The 18687-nt window shown below is 33.5% G+C and carries 17 protein-coding genes and 1 tRNA gene; 9 read left to right on the top strand and 9 right to left on the bottom strand.

The features are described from left to right. The first annotated feature begins 15 nt into the window (after positions 1-15). From ftsZ to P3875_RS02570, 3 genes are all read left to right on the top strand, one after another. Positions 16-2025 carry a cell division protein FtsZ gene (gene ftsZ / locus P3875_RS02580; protein ID WP_303444688.1) on the top strand — a complete coding sequence of 670 codons (2010 nt, stop codon included), beginning with the start codon at positions 16-18 and terminating at the stop codon, positions 2023-2025. Between the two features lie 93 nt (positions 2026-2118). Then, on the top strand, positions 2119-2568 hold the full coding sequence (locus P3875_RS02575) for a GatB/YqeY domain-containing protein (protein ID WP_303444687.1): 450 nt from the start codon (positions 2119-2121) through the stop codon (positions 2566-2568). A gap of 16 nt (positions 2569-2584) precedes the next feature. Beyond that, positions 2585-2656, top strand: a tRNA-Arg gene (locus P3875_RS02570). A gap of 121 nt (positions 2657-2777) precedes the next feature. Here the strand turns inward: P3875_RS02570 and P3875_RS02565 are convergent. Genes P3875_RS02565 through P3875_RS02555 form a run of 3 tightly spaced genes read right to left on the bottom strand, consistent with a single transcriptional unit; the run spans position 2778 to position 4756 of the window. Further along, positions 2778-3203 carry an OsmC family protein gene (locus tag P3875_RS02565; RefSeq protein WP_303444686.1) on the bottom strand — a complete coding sequence of 142 codons (426 nt, stop codon included), beginning with the start codon at positions 3201-3203 and terminating at the stop codon, positions 2778-2780. Next, the gene (gene rsmI, locus P3875_RS02560) at positions 3196-3891 is read right to left on the bottom strand and encodes a 16S rRNA (cytidine(1402)-2'-O)-methyltransferase (RefSeq protein WP_303444685.1); all 696 of its coding nucleotides are present in this window, start codon (positions 3889-3891) and stop codon (positions 3196-3198) included. Before rsmI ends, P3875_RS02565 begins: the two co-directional genes overlap by 8 nt. A gap of 25 nt (positions 3892-3916) precedes the next feature. Beyond that, positions 3917-4756, bottom strand: a complete 840-nt coding sequence (locus tag P3875_RS02555; RefSeq protein WP_303444684.1) for a hypothetical protein — start codon at positions 4754-4756, stop codon at positions 3917-3919. 90 nt (positions 4757-4846) lie between these two features. Here P3875_RS02555 and P3875_RS02550 point away from each other — a divergent pair, with 90 nt between their 5' ends. Next, positions 4847-5431, top strand: a complete 585-nt coding sequence (locus tag P3875_RS02550; RefSeq protein WP_303444683.1) for a thymidine kinase — start codon at positions 4847-4849, stop codon at positions 5429-5431. 3 nt (positions 5432-5434) lie between these two features. Here P3875_RS02550 and P3875_RS02545 read toward each other — a convergent pair whose 3' ends face one another. Continuing rightward, positions 5435-7081, bottom strand: a complete 1647-nt coding sequence (locus P3875_RS02545) for a hypothetical protein (RefSeq protein WP_303444682.1) — start codon at positions 7079-7081, stop codon at positions 5435-5437. A gap of 14 nt (positions 7082-7095) precedes the next feature. Here P3875_RS02545 and P3875_RS02540 point away from each other — a divergent pair, with 14 nt between their 5' ends. Continuing rightward, positions 7096-7857: an enoyl-CoA hydratase/isomerase family protein gene (locus tag P3875_RS02540; protein ID WP_303444681.1), complete on the top strand. Its 762-nt coding sequence runs from the start codon at positions 7096-7098 to the stop codon at positions 7855-7857. Between the two features lie 186 nt (positions 7858-8043). Here the strand turns inward: P3875_RS02540 and P3875_RS02535 are convergent, their stop codons facing one another. Further along, on the bottom strand, positions 8044-8592 hold the full coding sequence (locus P3875_RS02535) for a hypothetical protein (RefSeq protein WP_303444680.1): 549 nt from the start codon (positions 8590-8592) through the stop codon (positions 8044-8046). Between the two features lie 72 nt (positions 8593-8664). Here P3875_RS02535 and P3875_RS02530 point away from each other — a divergent pair, with 72 nt between their 5' ends. Together P3875_RS02530 and P3875_RS02525 are read left to right on the top strand one after the other, a co-directional pair. Next, a complete protein-coding gene (locus P3875_RS02530; protein WP_303444679.1) occupies positions 8665-9117 on the top strand; it encodes a 6-pyruvoyl trahydropterin synthase family protein in 453 nt (150 codons plus the stop codon). 2 nt (positions 9118-9119) lie between these two features. Next, the gene (locus P3875_RS02525) at positions 9120-9938 is read left to right on the top strand and encodes a UDP-2,3-diacylglucosamine diphosphatase (RefSeq protein ID WP_303444678.1); all 819 of its coding nucleotides are present in this window, start codon (positions 9120-9122) and stop codon (positions 9936-9938) included. Here the strand turns inward: P3875_RS02525 and P3875_RS02520 are convergent. Then, positions 9898-11217 (bottom strand): HTTM domain-containing protein, encoded by a 1320-nt coding sequence (locus P3875_RS02520; RefSeq protein ID WP_303444677.1) that lies wholly within the window; start codon positions 11215-11217, stop codon positions 9898-9900. The genes P3875_RS02525 and P3875_RS02520 overlap by 41 nt on opposite strands. A gap of 5 nt (positions 11218-11222) precedes the next feature. Then, positions 11223-12152, bottom strand: a complete 930-nt coding sequence (locus P3875_RS02515) for a bifunctional riboflavin kinase/FAD synthetase (RefSeq protein WP_303444676.1) — start codon at positions 12150-12152, stop codon at positions 11223-11225. Positions 12153-12304: 152 nt separating this feature from the next. Here P3875_RS02515 and P3875_RS02510 point away from each other — a divergent pair, with 152 nt between their 5' ends. Beyond that, positions 12305-14578 carry a zinc-dependent metalloprotease gene (locus tag P3875_RS02510; RefSeq protein WP_303444675.1) on the top strand — a complete coding sequence of 758 codons (2274 nt, stop codon included), beginning with the start codon at positions 12305-12307 and terminating at the stop codon, positions 14576-14578. A gap of 78 nt (positions 14579-14656) precedes the next feature. Here P3875_RS02510 and P3875_RS02505 read toward each other — a convergent pair whose 3' ends face one another. Beyond that, complete coding sequence (locus P3875_RS02505; protein WP_303444674.1) at positions 14657-15640, bottom strand: T9SS type A sorting domain-containing protein; 984 nt, start codon at positions 15638-15640, stop codon at positions 14657-14659. 252 nt (positions 15641-15892) lie between these two features. After that, positions 15893-17707 carry a lysophospholipid acyltransferase family protein gene (locus tag P3875_RS02500; RefSeq protein ID WP_303444673.1) on the bottom strand — a complete coding sequence of 605 codons (1815 nt, stop codon included), beginning with the start codon at positions 17705-17707 and terminating at the stop codon, positions 15893-15895. A gap of 211 nt (positions 17708-17918) precedes the next feature. On the opposite strand from P3875_RS02500, the gene P3875_RS02495 reads away from it, so the two are divergent. Further along, positions 17919-18680, top strand: coding sequence for an exodeoxyribonuclease III (locus P3875_RS02495; RefSeq protein ID WP_303444672.1), 762 nt, complete (start codon positions 17919-17921; stop codon positions 18678-18680). Positions 18681-18687 lie beyond the last annotated feature (7 nt).

The raw sequence follows: 18687 nt of genomic DNA, 5'->3' as shown, positions 1-18687 counted from the left end.
AAAACACCGTAATATATGGACCAAGTTTTTGAAAATTTAACATTCTCTCCAGATTTGCCAAAAAACAAATCGAATGTAATTAAAGTAATTGGAGTTGGCGGCGGCGGTAGCAATGCAATTAACCACATGTACAACCAAGGTATTAAAGGGGTTGATTTTGTAGTTTGTAATACCGATGCCCAAGCATTAAACAACAGCCCAGTGCCTATTAAAATTCAATTAGGCTTAACATTAACCGAAGGTTTAGGTGCAGGCGCAAACCCTGAAGTTGGTCAACAATCGGCTTTAGAAAGTATTGAAGAGATTGAGCAAATTTTAGATACCAATACTAAAATGGTATTTATAACTGCTGGTATGGGCGGTGGTACAGGTACTGGTGCCGCACCTGTAATTGCGCAGTTAGCTAAAGATCGCGATATTTTAACAGTGGGTATTGTTACCATTCCTTTTCAGTTTGAAGGTAAAGTTCGTCAAGAACAAGCTTTACGTGGTGTTGAAAACTTACGCAAAAACGTAGATTCGCTAATTGTTATTAACAACAATAAATTGCGCGAAGTTTACGGAAACTTAGGTTTTAAAGCTGGTTTCTCTAAAGCCGATGAAGTTTTAGCAACCGCTTCTCGTGGTATAGCCGAAGTAATTACACATCACTACACACAAAATATCGACTTAAAAGATGCTAAAACTGTATTGTCAAATTCGGGAACAGCAATTATGGGGTCGGCAGAAGCAAGTGGTGAAAACCGTGCAAAAGAAGCCATTGTTAGTGCTTTAGATTCGCCTTTATTAAACGATAACAAAATTACAGGTGCTAAAAACGTACTTTTATTGATTGTTTCGGGCGAAAACGAGATTACAATTGACGAAATTGGCGAAATTAACGACCATATTCAAATGGAAGCAGGACATAACGCAAACATCATTATGGGTGTTGGTGAAGATGCTTCTTTAGGTGATTCTATTTCGGTTACTATTATTGCTACGGGGTTTAACGTAGAACAACAAAAAATGATTGTAAACGCTACCGATGAAAACAAAAATAAAATCATTCATCATTTAGGCGAGGAACAAAAAGCAACTGCAGAATTGTTAGGCCAACCGGCACCTGTTTTTACAAGTACACCATCGCCAGAACAACCTTTGCAAAGCATTAATACAGCGCAAACAGCTTCTAAAATTGTTTATAATTTAGACGATGACATGGGAAACCAGCTGAATAACGAAGTTGAAAAAAAAACAATAGTTCAAACTCAGGTTTCTAACCCAGCACAAATACAAGAAACTGTTGCAGCAACAAACTTTCGGGTAACAAACAATCAGGCACAACCTGTACAAAATGATACCGAAACCCCACAAAATGTGGTAAAAACTGCAGACATTCGCAATATTGTTGTAAACGAACCAACATTTGTAATTGTTAAACCAAAGCAACCTACAACTGAAAATCAACCAGTTGCAAACAATCAGTTTACATTTGATTTGCAACAACAACAAGATGCATTTGAGTTAGAACAACAAGAATTTGCTTTTGAAATTCAACAAGTAGTGGAAGCTGAAGCTGTTCAAAACGTTCACAATAATCAAGTTGAAAACGAAATTATTCGTTACGATTTAAGTGATTATATGGAAGTTGAAGAACAACTTATCAATTCAAAACAAAAAGAAGAACCAGTTAAAGAAGACGAATCAATTTCTTTTTCTGTTAGAACAGAAGAACCAAAACCAGTGGCAACACAAAGAATTTTGATCGATCAAAATACATCGCCAATGGAAGCTTCTATCAACGATATTTTACGTGAACGTGCAGAAGAACGTAAACGCAAAATGAAAGAATTTAACCATAAATTCAACACAGCAAGCAACCAATTAAACGATTTGGAAAAAGAACCAGCTTACAAACGTATGGGTGTAGATTTAACACAAAATCCTGGTAGCAACGTTTCAAGAACATCGGTTTCTTCTGATCGTAATAACGATGTACAATTACGAGCTAACAATTCTTTCTTACACGATAATGTAGACTAAGTTAATTAGGATTATATTTACCTAACCTCAAAAGGCATCGGCTTTTTGAGGTTTATTTTTCATTATATTTGTATCTATAAAAAAGTATTAAAAATGAGTTTACAAGCAAACATAACTACAGCTTTAAAAGAAGCTATGAAAGCAAAAGATCAGGTTGCTTTAGAATCGTTACGCGCTATTAAATCGGAAATTTTACTAGCACAAACATCAGGTGCCGATGCCGCTTTAACAGAAGCAGATGAAATAAAATTATTACAAAAATTAGTAAAGCAACGTAAAGACGCAGCTGCTATTTTTGTTGAACAAGGAAGAAATGATTTAGCCGAACCAGAATTGGCGCAAGCTGCTGTAATTGAACAATTTTTACCAGCACAGTTATCCGAAGCTGAAGTAGAAAGTGTTATTAAAAGCATTATCACCGAAGGAAACTTTGTAGGCATGGCTTCAATGGGCCAAGTAATGGGCTTAGCAAATGCTAAATTAGCAGGGTCGGCTGATGGAAAAACCATTTCTACCATTGTTAAAAAACTTCTAACAGCCTAGATTTTTACGATAGCTTGTCTTCGTAGTTCAAAGGATAGAATGTCAGATTCCGGTTCTGATGATGTGGGTTCGAATCCCGCCGAGGACACTAAAAAATTAATCTACATTAACTTATTATTTAAAAACATTATGTACATTTGTGGCTCATAAGTGTTTTTTTTGGTTAATAAGAGAGGGCAAATAGAATTTTTCTATTGCCCTCTTTTTTATTATTCTTTATTGTGAAAAACCACTTTTATTTGCACATCTGCAAAACTGCGAAACATGTGCATAACCCCGCAATATTTTTCAACAGATAAATCAACAGCGCGGCTTAATTTATCGTTATTTAAATTGGTTCCGTAAAAATGATACGTTACTAAAATTTTATCATAAACTTGTGGTTCGGTATCGGTTAAAAAACCTTCGGTTTCAATTTTAAAATCATCCACATCTAATCGCATTTTTTTTATTAGCGATGCAACATCTAATCCAGAACAACCTGCCAATGCTGAAAGCATTAAAGCTTTAGGGCGCAACCCGTTATTGGAACCTCCGCCCTCTTCGGCTGTATCAATTAACAAGGAACCACCCGGGTTTGTAGATTCAAACTGCATGTTTCCTTTCCAAGTGGTGGTAATAAGGTGACTACTCATTTTTATGTTTTTTTTCTTTTTGTTTACCTGCAACTATAACTACAATTTCGCCTTTTGGGGTTTTCGTTTCAAAATGTTTCAAAACTTCGGTAACAGTACCACGAACGGTTTCTTCGTGTAATTTTGATAATTCACGAGATACTGAAACTTGGCGTTCTTTGCCAAAATACGTTTCAAAATCGACCAAAGTTTTAACCAATTTATGCGGCGAAACATATAAAATCATGGTTCTAGTTTCTTCGGCTAATATTAAAAATCTAGTTTGTCGGCCTTTTTTATCAGGTAAAAAACCTTCAAAAACAAACTTGTCGTTAGGCAAACCACTGTTTACTAATGCAGGCACAAAAGCCGTTGCACCAGGCAAACACTCAACTGGTATATCGTTTTCTACACAAGCACGTGTTAGTAAAAAACCAGGATCTGAAATAGCTGGCGTACCAGCGTCGGAAATCAAGGCAATTGTTTGTCCGTTTTTTAATTTTTGCACTGCATTTTCAACCGTTTGGTGTTCGTTATGCATGTGATGACTGTGCATAGGGGTACCTATTTCAAAATGCTTTAACAATTTACTACTTGTACGTGTATCTTCGGCCAAAATTAAATCTACCTCTTTTAAAACTTTAATGGCTCTAAAAGTCATATCATCTAAATTGCCAATTGGTGTAGGCACAATGAATAATTTACTCATTTTTAAGTTGTTCTTTAATTATAAATTACAAAAAACGCATTTCAACTAATTGCATAAAACGGTTTTCGTAGTCTTCTTTGCCTTTCCAGTTATTAAATTCGGGTTTTACTAAATCATCAATAAAATCTTTAGCTTCTTGGTACGTTTCTATGGTATTTAGCTGAGAAATTACTCTATTTAAATCATCGCTATTACCATTAAATAAGTTTTTTTCAAAGGCGATACGGTCGTTTAAACTTATAGAAATTTTATTCGCAAACGCATCGTTAATTGATTTATTTACAGGTATTTGATGATAATTTTCAGTTATTTGAACAGCAGTTTGGTTGGTTACAAAATGCTGAGGAACAGTAAAACTTTCATCTTTAGCAATTTCTTCTTCGTTGGCGTTAAACAATTCGTTATGTGAAATAGAATAAACCGGATCAATCTCCAAAGTAGTGGGTTCGGTTGGTAATTCGGCTATTTCATCTTCAAAATCAACAGGTTCAGTTTCAAGTTCAACCTCTAAATCAGCAACAACAATGGGTTCAGGTGTTAAAATATCATCAACCTTAACAGTATCTTCTAGTATATTTTGGGTAGATACAATTGTTTCTTCAAGCAATTCTTCAGAAAAATTAGGTTGTATGTTGTTAGCTTCAAAAGTATTGTTTGTATTAATATCATCTGCTAGCTCAACCAATTTTTCAGGTGTAATTTGTGCATCTAATCTAAACTTATTCTCTTCGTAAAACTGCAACAATACCAGCTTTTGATGCAATAATTGCGTTTCTTTTAGCAACGTAGCAATATCTGATTTGTCGTTTAATTTTAAAATTCGGTGTGCAATACTAATTAAATCTGATTCGATGATTTTCTTCATAACTTTAAATTTTTACCAATTATTTTTTGATAAATTTGCAAGATACAAAGTAACAGAAAAAACTGTTTTAATCAACTTATATTTGCTAAAATGTTTCTTGAAAATACGGTAAATCATAAAGAACAATTCGGGTGGATTGAAGTAATTTGCGGATCGATGTTTTCGGGAAAAACCGAAGAATTAATCCGTCGTTTACGTCGTGCACAATTTGCTAAACAACGTGTGGAAATTTTTAAACCAACTATAGATACTCGTTACGACGAAGAGTTTGTGGTATCACACCAAGGCAACGAAATACGTTCTACACCAGTGCCAGCCGCTGCAAATATTAGATTGTTGGCAGATGGTTGCGATGTTATTGGCATTGATGAAGCACAGTTTTTTGACGATGAGATTGTTACCGTTTGTAATGATTTAGCTAATGCAGGCATACGTGTAATTGTTGCCGGCTTAGATATGGATTTTAAAGGACAACCTTTTGGCCCCATGCCTGCTTTAATGGCAACTGCCGAATACGTTACCAAAGTACATGCCGTTTGCACGCGTACAGGCAATTTGGCACATTACAGCTTTAGAAAAGCTGCCAACAACAACTTGGTTTTATTGGGCGAAACCAATGAATACGAGCCCTTAAGTAGAGCTGCGTATTACAAAGCAATGCACGAAAATCAATAAAAACTATTTTAAAATATAGCGAACATTAATTTTAGTATTGCTGTTTGTTGTACCCTCAATTGGTAGGTACTTTAAAACACCTTCTTTTGTTAAAGCTACAATTTGTATTTTATCTTTTTCAAACCATGTGATTTGATACTCTAAATCGGTTGGTTTTATAATTAATTGATTGTTTGCACTGCCCGAACTTGTAATAACTGCCGAACCATAAAATTGGTTGTAATAATCAAACAAATCAAAAGTTAAAGGTTCTGTAACTGCAGTTGTAACGGGCAACAATAAATTTGGCGCAACAAACATTTGTGTTTTAGACAATTGCTCTTTACGAAGCACTTCTTGATTAGATTGATTTAATTGTTCCTCTATCCATTCTTTATACGTACCGGTAAAGCCTTTTGTTTGGGCATGTTCATACGCTTTTTCTCCATCGGTGCCAATTACCGATTCTACCCATTCGGTAAAAGTACCATAAAAGCCATGTTTTAATGCCATTTCGTAAGGCGAATTTCCGTTTGATGTTTGCAATGATTGTATCCATTCTGCAACAATAGCAGTTGTTCTGTCACGTTTTGCTGTTTCAACATCAACTTGTCGCCCCCAAAGCATGTTCATCCATTCTTTTTCAGTTCCCTTAAAGCCTTTTTCTACTGCTTGTTCATATGCTGTTTTCCCACCCTTGGCATCAATCATTTCAACCCATTCTGTTACAGTACCATCAAAACCTTCGTTAACAGCTATTTCGTAATCATTACTTGGGTTTGGTATAATAAGTGTTTGCGCAGCAGGTGTAACTGTGGCAGTTTGCTCTACATTTTTTTCATCAACTTTAGCTATTACTGCGGCAACTTCCTCGGTTGTAGTAATTTCATTATTTGTTGCCTCTTGATTGTTTGAAGAAGGAACAAACGGAACTTCTTCTCTTTTAACAACTTCAACCACTTCCATTACATCTAACAAAACCGATTGTGGATTTTCACTTGAAACCAAAACAGGTTCATTGGTAGTTAATTTTGGTAATTGGATAGCTTCATCAACATTAGTAGTTGTTACAGGCAATTCACTTTTTGGAACCTCAACAATTTCAACTACATCTAAAACAACAGGCGTTTTAGGTTCAACAATTGGTGCAGGTTTTGTATAGGTAATTAAATCGCGTTTTTCTATAGTTTGCGCAAGTGTAGTAAAATCGTTCCAAGAAACAATGTAACTGTTTAAAGCTTCAATAGGAAACAAATAAACCACATCGTTCACATCTTTTATTTTCAAAGGATTTTTATTATCTTTTGAAATAGTGAACAATGTTTTATGATTTTGTTGTGTTGAAAAAAGTTCGTTACTGTTTAAAATTTCGTACCATTGATCATCTACCCACATATAAAAACCTTCTTTAAGAAATTGGTTTTCAGGATGAATCATTATATTGTATCCAAAATCATTTGTATCGGTTACAGCCTTTTTCTGTACATCTTCAATTTGCAAATAAGGTGCGGCATAATACTCCACATTTGCTTGTTGGGCAGTAGCCACAACAGGTAAACAAACTAAAGTTACAAGATATTTCAACATTTTTTCCTTTTTAAAACGTTGCAAATGTACATATTTATCAAAAATAAATAACAAATTACCAACATGGTTTATATTTGTAATCACAAACTAATTTTTAAATGGAATCAACTTCATACGTTACAACTACTATTAATGAACATATTGCCTGCGTTGAATTTTATCATCCGGCGAGTAATTCATTCCCAAGCACGCAATTAGCCGATTTAACTAATGCTATAACTGTGTTAAATACAAATAAAGAAGTGCATTTAATTGTTTTAAAAAGTGCAGGTGAAAAAGCTTTTTGTGCAGGCGCCTCGTTTGACGAGCTTTTAAGTATTACTAATTTAGAACAAGGCAAGCAATTTTTTAGCGGTTTTGCTAATGTTATTAACGCCATGCGAACATCGAACAAAATAATTATTGGTCGTATTCAGGGAAAAACAGTTGGAGGTGGTGTTGGTTTGGCAGCTGCTTGCGATTATACGTTTGCCACAAAAAATGCGTTAATAAAACTATCGGAACTTGCTATTGGAATTGGTCCGTTTGTAATTGAACCTGCCGTTAGTCGCAAAATTGGCAAACCTGCTTTGGCAGAAATGACACTTGATGCTGAAAACTGGAAAAGTGCCGAATGGGCATTTAACAACAAATTGTTTACTCACTTGTTTGACGATGCACCACAAATGGACGAAGCCTTGGAAAAATTTGCTGAAAAATTAAGCAATTATAACCCCGAAGCTTTACATGAAATGAAAAAAGTTTTGTGGGAAGGAACCGAAAATTGGGATACGCTTTTAAAAGAACGCGCAGCTATTTCGGGCAAATTGGTTTTGTCTGATTTTACTGTAAAAGCTCTGAATGCTTTTAAGGGGATGTAATTTAATATAAAAAAGAGACCTATAAATAGACTTCTTTCAAACAATTAATCTTTTAATAATACTTATTATGAGATAAATAGTAATAAAATGTAATAATAAAAAAGCCTGAAATTTTTTTCAGGCTTTAATTGTTTAATTTAAATTTTAAAAACATAAAAAATGTTATAACCATATTTAATACTTTTTTTAATTCTTTGGCAATTCTCGTAAGTTCTTCACAAACTCGCCATTTTCAAAAAAGTATAAACTACCACTCCAATCTTCTTTTGCATTATATTTTAAACCTTTCAATTCATTCTTAAAATATCCAACATATCTTCTGGCAAGTTTTTTTCCAAAATAATTACTGTCCATTACAAATAATTGAGAATCGAAACTTTCTCGTAACGTATAATCTACATTAAAATAACTGGTCATCACCAAGAAAAGTTGATGATTATTTTGTTTAGCCCAATTTTCATAAATATATAAAGGTTTGCAAAATTCCGAAGAACAACCATTTGCAAATGTATAAACCAAAGCTTTCGGATATTTTTTAAGTTCGGTTCGCAACTCAACAGCATTTATAACATAAATTTTATTTTTATCTGTTGGTTGGTTAGCCTTAAACGATGTTACCATTGCTTTTTGTTCATCGGTAAGTTTATCAAAATCATCTGAAAGTCCTCCGATACTAACTAAACCGCATGCGTTCAATAGAAATAAAAGCGATAATAGTGTAAAAAATTTCTTCATACAAATGTTTTATTGTTACTTCAAATATACATTAAATTTTAAATTAGTAATTTTGCTAAAAATTTTCGCAGTATGAGTTTTATCAGAATCACAAAACAATTCACCTTTGAAACAGGCCATGCACTTTATGGGTACGATGGTAAATGTAGAAATGTACACGGGCACAGCTACAAACTATCGGTTACCGTTATTGGGCAGCCTATTACCGATAAAACCCATGTAAAATACGGAATGGTTATTGATTTTACCGATTTAAAAGCTATTGTTAAAGAAGAAGTAGTAGATCAGTTTGACCATGCTACTGTTTTTAATAAAAACACGCCACATGTTGAATTGGCTAAAGAATTAGAACTACGTGGACACCATGTTATTTTAGTTGATTACCAACCTACTAGCGAAAATTTAGTAATTGATTTTGCACAACGTATTAAAAACCGTTTGCCGCAAAACATTCAATTATTTTCATTGCGTTTGCAAGAAACCGAAAGTTCGTACGCAGAATGGTTTGCTGCCGATAACCTGTAAGCATGATTACCTTAGAAATCCCTACTGATAAAAAAGTTTATTTTACGTCCGATCATCATTTCGGAGCACCCACCCGTGAAAAAAGTTTGCCGCGTGAAACCTTATTTTTAAATTGGTTAAACACCATTGAAAAAGATGCAGGCGCTTTGTTTATTGTAGGTGATTTATTTGATTTTTGGTTTGAATACAAAAAGGTGGTTCCTAAAGGATTTGTACGCATTTTAGGTAAATTGGCGCAGATGCGTGACAACGGTTTACCTATTTATTTTTTTGTTGGAAACCACGATTTATGGATGGAAGATTACTTTGAAAGCGAGCTTAACATTCCGGTTTTTCACCAGCCTAAAGTTTTTAAAATATTCAACAAAACTGTTTTTATTGGTCATGGCGACGGTTTGGGCCCGGGCGATAAAGGATACAAACGTATGAAAAAAGTGTTTACCAATCCGTTTTCAAAATGGTTATTTCGTTGGGTACATCCCGATATTGGTGTGCGCTTGGCTGAATATCTATCGGTAAAAAACAAACTTATTTCTGGAGATGACGATGCCAAATATTTAGGCGAAGATAATGAATGGCTTATTTTATATGCTAACAAGAAAGTTAACGTACAATTTGCCGACTTTTTTATTTTTGGTCACCGTCACCTACCTATGACTTTACCTTTAAAAAGCAATCCAAACGCTTTGTATATTAATCTGGGCGATTGGATACAATATTTCACTTTTGGTGTGCTAACTAATAACGGTTTTAACCTTAACACTTACACACATCAAAATCTTAGCGAGGGTTTTGTTCCAAAATCCAATCATGGTGTTTAAAATGGTTCCAAGATACATTTGCTAAATCAACCGATGCGTTTATTAAAACACTACTTGGTTTACCGTTAATACTTACGTTGCTTTGCACAGCATAAACCGCTACATTTTTGCCTTTAGCTTTAAAATGTTTTTTAATTTTTTGCGCCATTTGCCAAATTACATCGGGCGTATTTAAACGGTTGCGCTGCTTTTCGGTTAATAAGTCTTCATTAAAAAAAGGCAATTGCTTATTAGTAACTTTATCAATTACTTTAAAAGTCACCTCGCCCGATCTTGATCGCAACATCATGCGCCAACTTAAGCGGTGGCCTTCTTCTGTCCATAAAACATCGCCTTTAAAAAACCAATGTCTAAGTGGCAATGCAATTTGTAAAATTAAATAAGGTATAAAAAAGTATTTAAAAATGGTTTGGTAGTTGTATGTGTATAGTTGATTGGTAAAATTTTCTTTAATTTTTTTTCTGAAAAAGAAATCTCGAATTTTATTTGGCGGAAAAAAGAATACACAAAAACTGAGTGCAAAATAAGGAAAAACACCAATTTGTAAAGTTATTGAATTAAAAACATGAAAAATTAACGATGCTATAATGGCAAACCAACGTGTACGTTTCCACAATAAAGCAGGCACAATAAGTCCGTCAAAAACAATTCCCATATAAGCAATAAACAAATGAAAAGTAGGTTGTTTAAAAACCGTTTGTATTGCTAAGGGCATGTTGGTCATGCTTATAAACATATTTTTAGTAACGGTGCCGCTTAACCAATCGGGATAAAATTTAGCAATGGTTGCATAAAAATACACACACGATACTTGCACAATAAACACCCAACTAACCCATTGGGGCATAAAATTACTTTTAATTGTGGTATTTTTTTTAGCATCGAAAGAAGCATATGCATTGGCGGGCAAAAAACACATGATTAATGCTACTAACCACATTAAATAATAATGGTTGTTATACGATGTTTTTTGACCAAAATAGGCAATACTCCACAAAACAAGTAACGCTATAATTGCAGTACGGTATTTATATCCAACAATTACCCCAATTGCTGCAATTGCCATTAATAAAAAAACAGCATACATGCTTTGGTTTTGATATGGCAACAACCACTCAAACCCTATAAACGTAAAATTTGTAATGGTATTTACAAAATTTGCAGTAACCCAATTAGTAGCCAAAGCACCAAGTGCTTCGGCAAGAAAAATGATTCCAAAAAAAATTCTAAAAACAATTAACGGTGAATTGTCAATTTTTTGAAAAGCTTTTTTCCACATAAACTTTAAAGGGTTGAAATATAGTTTCTTGAAAAAGTTTCATCATTTTTTAATGCTTCAATCAAAACATCAATTGATGGAAAATGTTCTTCGTTGCGAATTTTAGTTAAAAATTGTACCGAAATATCTTCGTTATAAATCGTATCGTTAAAATCAAAAATAAAAACTTCGATTGTTTTTTCGGTGCCACCAACAGTTGGGTTGGTACCTATGCTTAGCATACCGTAATAATTAACACCTTTAACAGTTACACTTACAACATAAACGCCAATTGCGGGTATCAATTTATAATCTTCGGCAACTTGTATATTAGCTGTTGGGTAACCAATGGTTCTGCCCAATTGTTTACCTGTAACCACTTTACCTGTAACCATGTACGGATAGCCCAAATAGGTTTTTGCAAGTGCTACATCGCCATTTGTTAAAGCATTGCGAATTTTGGTTGAACTTACAGAAACATCGTTTAATTCTTCAGCCGAAATTTGCTCTACATCAAAATGGTATTTATTACCAAATTCAATTAAATCGTGTATATCTGCCGATCGGTTTTTACCAAATCTATGGTCGTAACCAATAATTATTTTTCCAATATTAAATTGATCTACTAAAATATTTTTCACAAATTCTTCTGCTGATAAATTGGCAAATTCTTGCGTAAATTCTTGCACAACCAAACTATCAATTCCAAACGAATCAATTAACGCAATCCGCTCATCAATAGTATTTAATAAAGAAATTTGTGTGTCGGTTTTTAAAACCATTCGTGGATGCGGAAAAAAAGTTAAAACAACTGTTTGGTAACCATAAATTTTTTTTTGCAGTTTTAATTTATTTAAAATAGCCTGATGTCCAATATGCATACCATCAAACGTACCAAGGGTTACAATGGTTTTTTGTGTAGATTTAAAAGCTTGTACCGAATGAAAAACATTCATTTTTTACATTTTTTTTCAAAGTTATTAATAAATTAATGAATGTACGTAATTTGGCATGCTTAATGTAGATTATTAATTATTAAAAAGATACCAATTTTAAGACTTTTCTATTAATAAAGTTGCTATTTTTGACAATACAATATGTTATACCTATGAAGTTTTACAACAAAATAATGTTTTTTTTAATGCTTTTTTGCGTAGGAAATGTTTTTGCCCAACAACCCACGTTTGCAAAAGTATCTGAATTTGAATTTACGAAAAATGAAAAATTTGAACGTAAAAATCAACCTAAGGCGTTTGAGATTTATCAATTTAATTTACAAAATTTACTGAATTATGTAAAAAACGCTCCGGTTTTATCAAACAATCCATCAACAATTACATTACGATTACCCGATGAAAACGGTATTTTTACGGAATATTGGATTTACGACAACCCAGCCATCGAACCCGAATTGGCTGCTACTGCAAAAAACATTAGAAGTTTAAAAGCGGTTGATACAAAAAACCCAGGAAACAACATTAGTTTAAGTATTTCTGATATTTTTGGTTTACACGCAATGGGTATGAAAACCAATGGTACTGTTTTTTATATGGATAATTATACCAATAATTTAAATAACATTATGGTGTATAACCGCAACCAATTACCAGCGCAAATAAATGCTTTTAATTGTTTGGTACCAAACGATGAATTTACCCAAAGTACCCTAAACACAACAAACAATTACCAAACTTTAAGTTTTGACAATAAACGCAGAACGTTTCGTTTGGCATTAGCTTGTACTATTGAATATTCAAATTTCCATGTAAACAAAGCACCTGCTGGAACTCCAAAAACTACTGAATCAGAAAAAAAAGATATTGTTTTGGCAGCTATGAATGTTACTTTAACGCGCTTAAACCAAATTTTTGAACGCGAATTAAACATACATTTAAACTTAATTGCCAATAACCGAAACATTATTTTTATAAATTCTGATAATTTTTCAAACAACAACGAAAGTGCTTTAATAAATGAAAGCCAATCAGTTATTGATAATGTAATAGGCAGCGCAAATTACGATATGGGCCACACGTTTAGCACAGGTCAAGGCGGTTTGGCAAGTTTAGGTTCAGTGTGCAGTTCGTGGTCAAAAGCATCGGGTATAACAGGCTCGCCATCACCAGTTGGCGATCCGTACGATGTAGATTATGTAGCGCATGAAATGGGGCACCAATTTGGAGCCAACCACACCTTTAACAATTCATGCCAATTCAACAGAAACGATAATACCGCAGTTGAAACAGGAAGCGGATCAACCATCATGTCGTACGCTGGAATTTGTTCGCCAGATATCCAAAGTAATGTTGATGCATACTACCATGCAGTTAGTTTAAAAGAAATGCAAACGTTTTTACAAACAGCATCGTGTGCGCAACAAACAACGGTTACTAACAGCCCGCCATTTGTAAGCGCAATGACTAATAAAATAATTCCTTACGGTACGCCTTTTATTTTAAGTGCAGCCGCTTCTGATATTGATGGCGATGTATTAACCTACACTTTTGAACAAGTAAATGCGCAAATTGCAACGCAACCACCAGCAGCAACTAGCACCAGTGGGCCAGCTTTCAGATCGGTTGGGCCAAGCACAAATAATTACCGTTCTCTTCCTAACTTAGCAACCGTATTAGCAGGTACAACAAGCGCCAACGGAATTGTAAGCAACCAATGGGAACGATTAGCAACTGTTGGCAGAGCGTATAGTTTTATTGCAACCGTTCGCGATAATAATGCGGTAGGCGCACGTGTAGTTTTTACGCAACCAACAACAGTTACTGTGGTTAACACAGGTCCGTTTGTAATCACATCGCCAAACAATAACCCAAGCACTGCCGAGCCTGATTGGTTTATGGGCGATACTAAAACCATAACTTGGAATGTTGCTGGTACAACTGCAAACAGTATTAACACAAGTACTGTAAATATTTTAGTTTCTACCGATAACGGTTTAACTTTTACACCACTTGCAACAAATGTACCTAATAACGGTTCGGCTACAATTACGGTTCCAAATAATTTAACAAGTACCTATGAAGCTCGAATTAAAATTGAAGCTGTTGGAAATATTTTTTATACTATTTCTAAAAAATTCACTTTATGGGACCCTAATTTAAGCACTAGCGATATAGAGTTAACAGATTTTAAAATATATCCAAACCCAACAACAAACATTTTAAACATTGCATTTACTACTAACGACACTAATAATGTTACGTTTACTATTTTTGATGTTAATGGCAGATTGATTAAAACGGTTCAACAACAAAACACCGCTGCAATAAACCAACAAATTAATGTGGAAGACCTTACTACAGGCACTTATATTTTGGTTGTAAAAACCAATAAACATACTAAAACACATAAATTTATTAAAAAGTAAAAGTATACTATTTTACTATAACACAACAGCAACCAATTAGGTTGCTGTTGCTTTTTAAAATATTTTAAATTACTAAAATTATTGTTTTATAAACTTTTTAACCGCTGTTCCTAAATCTGATGTGACATGTAACATATACGTACCTACTGAAAATTTTTCAATGTTTAACTGAAAATGCGCTTTGTTAATATTTTTCACACTGTAAACCTGTTTTCCATTTGTATCATAAATTTCTAGCTGTTGTATAGAAGTATTTTCATTGCTTGAAACAGTTAAAACATTTGCTACAGGATTTGGGAAAATAGTAAACTTTGCAGCAATCCATTCATTTGTTTGTAATAAATATTCAGGTAAACTCTGTAAAGCTGTTAATTTTATATTATCGTACTTAACAACACCTGTTTGATCTATAGAAACAGACAAATAAATATCTTCAGGTAAACGACTGTGGTTAAAAATACGAACGTCTTTAATTTGCTGGGTAGGCAAATTAAGATAAAAATACATTAATTTAGTATTGTAATCTATAAACATTTCACCTTTATACCACGTATTTAAGAGCAATGTATTGGTGTGTGTTACCGATTTATTTGTATTTGCATCCCAATAATTTCCGCTTATTTGTGCATTTTGTAAAGCAAAACTAACATTAATTAAAGTTGGACCTTGACTTGCTAAACCGCCTGAAGCGTTAAATTGCCCCGATGCCATAAAATCAAACTCAAACTTACATATATTATATCCAGGCATGCGACTGTTCCAAAGAGTTTTTGCAAGTCCTGATAATTGTTGTAAATTCACTGTTTCAATACTTGGCGATCCTACTTTTTCAAAAACAATTACATTGCCTTTACCCACTTCGGGGGTTACTTTTATACTTGCAATTAGTTTATTTGCACCAGAATACCAACCGCCTTGTTGAGGAGTTGTACTTAAATAGTTGGTTAACAAATGCCCTGTGGGGTAACTATCAAAATTTTCATTAAATAAAACTTGCGCATTGGTTAATTGGGTAATTAACAGTAAAAAAAGAGATATAGTACGCGTTATATTTTTTTTCATAATTAATTATTGTTAGCACTTGTTTGTGGATTGTTGTTTTCGGCGTCCATGTTGTTAAAAATGCTGTCGGTTGTACAAGCTATAATGGTTAGTGCTAATAGCCTCCCCATAAAATTTTAGGCTATTTTGTCATAATAAAACATTAGATTAGTTATTTGTAGCATAAATATACTAAAAAAATTAACACAATGTTAAATAAACAAAAATAGACCAAACTTTCGTTTGGTCTATTAGAGTATAAAAAGGTGAAAATTACTCTTCGTTTTTTTCGTTAATTTTTCGTTCCAATTCAAGTTGTAGCTCTTCAATAACAGGGCGAACAGTACTTTCGGGTAAATCGGCAATACGTATGTACATTAATCCATCAACCGAATTATTAAACAAAGGGTCAACATTAAAAGCAACTACGCGTGCATTTTGTTTAATATATTTTTTAATTAAAACTGGCAATCGTAAACCGCCTGGCTCTACTTCTTCAATAAGTTTATCAAATTTATTTAAATCGGCTTCGGCTTCGTTAAAAACAAAATCTTTATCGGCATCTTTAAGTTGTACTTTGTATTCCATTTTAGGCTGTACATATTGTGCCACGTATGGATCGTAAAAATGCGATTTCATAAATTCAATCATTAACGATTTACTAAAATCTGAAAATTGATTGCTAATACTTACACCGCCTATTAAATACTTATGTTCTGGATAACGCAATGTGGTATGTACAATACCTTTCCATAATAAAAACAACGGCATTGGTTTTTGTTGGTATTGGCATACAATAAAAGCACGCCCCATTTCTATAGATTGCTGCATCATAGGATACAGTTCGTTTTCAAATCGAAACAATTCGGTTAAATAAAAACCGTTAATCCCGTGTTTTGCATAAATATCTTTACCAATACCCATACGGTAAGCACCTGCAATGCATTTTGCATCATCGTCCCAAAGAAACATGTGTTTGTAATAGGTATCGTAACTATCTAAATCTATAGATTTGTTTGTACCTTCGCCTACTGCTCTAAAAGTAATTTCGCGTAATCTGCCAATTTCACGTAAAATATTGGGTATTTTATCAGCATCGGATAAAAAAACCTCATAATTTTTACTTTGTAATAACCTATCATCACTTTTGCGCAAAGCCTGAACTTCTTGTAGCATTAAATCTTGCAAAACTGGCCCTTCTATTTCTTTAGGAGGTGGAGTGGGCAGTTTAAACGATGGTATTTTTATAAATTGTTTTTTTTCGTCTTTAGTGGTATTAGCTAAAAGATAGGTTTTAGTACGCAAAAATTTACCAAAAGTTTCTAAAGTTTCCCCGTGTTCGTTTTGTTCAGCAACCGTTATAGGCTTACCAATACGTACACGTATTACTCGATCTTTTTGCGTTAATAGTTCCGATGGAAGTTTAGCTGTTTGTAACGTTGGACTAATTTTTGAAAGCAGGTAAAACAACTTGCTGTTTTTTGCATGAAAATAAATAGGCACTACAGGCACTTCGGCTTTTTTAATAAGTTTTAAAGCGCCTTCTTCCCAAGGTTTATCAACTATTTTATCATCTTCTTCAAAGTTCGAAACTTCACCAGCTGGAAAAATACCTAAAGGCTTCCCATCACTTAAATGTCGTAAAGTTTCTTTTAATCCCAAAACACTAGATTTAGAATCTTTGTGATTTTCAAACGGATTTACAGGCATTACATAGGGCTTTAATGGCTCTATTCTATGCAATAAAAAGTTTGCAATAATTCTAAAATCGGGATCGCGTTCGCGCATTAATTTCAACAACAAAATACCATCAATACCACCAAGCGGATGGTTTGAAATGGTAATATATGGCCCTTGTTTGGGCAAACGCTTTAATTCTTCGGGATCAATTTCAAATTCTATCTGAAATTCTTGTAAAATTGCATTTAAAAAATCAACATCTTTTAAATGTTTATTACGGTTATATATTTTATTTAGTTGCGATATTTTTAGCACTTTCATTAATAACCAACCCGAAAAAGTACCTATAAACCCGTACTTTTCTAATTTTATTACCTGCGCAATTTCTTTAGCGGTTACCAACCCCATTTATGTATTTTTTTGCAAATATAACAATTCCTTTCACACTTAAAATAAACCTTTCTGTAATCGTAAAAGTTAAGTTTATGATAAGTTTTTAAATATACTAATTTTTACTTATGTATTAACAAGTTCTATTTTATAAAAAACAAAACAACTAGTTAAATATGTTTTTCTTACAATTTGAAATATGTATTTTTGAAAAAACTCAATTTTTATAATGAAAATTTTATCATACAATGTAAACGGAATACGAGCAGCAATTACCAAAGGTTTTTTAGATTGGTTACAAGCCGCAAACCCCGATATTATTTGTTTGCAAGAAATAAAAGCTACACAAGAACAAATTCCTGTTTTAGAAATCACCGCAGCTGGATATCCATTTCAGTATTATTTTCCTGCCGAAAAAAAAGGATACAGTGGCGTAGCTATTTTATGCAAAACCGAACCAACAAACATAGTATTTGGTACTGGTATTGATTATATGGACAAAGAAGGCAGAAATTTACGTGTTGATTTTAAAGATTTTTCGGTGATGTCGTTATACTTACCCTCGGGAACCAATGCCGATCGTTTAGGACATAAATTTCAGTACATGGCCGATTTTCAAAACTATGTTAACGATTTAAAGAAAGATATTCCCAACTTAATTATTTGTGGCGATTACAACATTTGTCACGAAGCTATTGATATTCACGACCCTATTCGCAATGCAAAAGTATCGGGCTTTTTACCTGAAGAACGCGAATGGTTAAACACTTTTATAAACAATGGTTTTGTTGATACGTTTCGCTTTTTAAATAAAGAACCACACAACTATTCATGGTGGAGTTACCGTGCAAACGCACGCAATAATAATAAAGGGTGGCGTATTGATTACCATTTAATGACCGAAAATATGAAAAATCGCTTAAAACGTGCTTACATTTTACCCGATGCAAAACATTCTGACCATTGTCCGGTTGCAATTGAAATTGATTAACTAAACT

The sequence above is a fragment of the Myroides sp. JBRI-B21084 genome (genome assembly GCF_030545015.1).
Taxonomy (GTDB): domain Bacteria; phylum Bacteroidota; class Bacteroidia; order Flavobacteriales; family Flavobacteriaceae; genus Flavobacterium.
The sequence above is the reverse complement of the archived record's forward strand: the minus strand, read 5'-3'. Positions and strand labels throughout refer to the sequence as shown.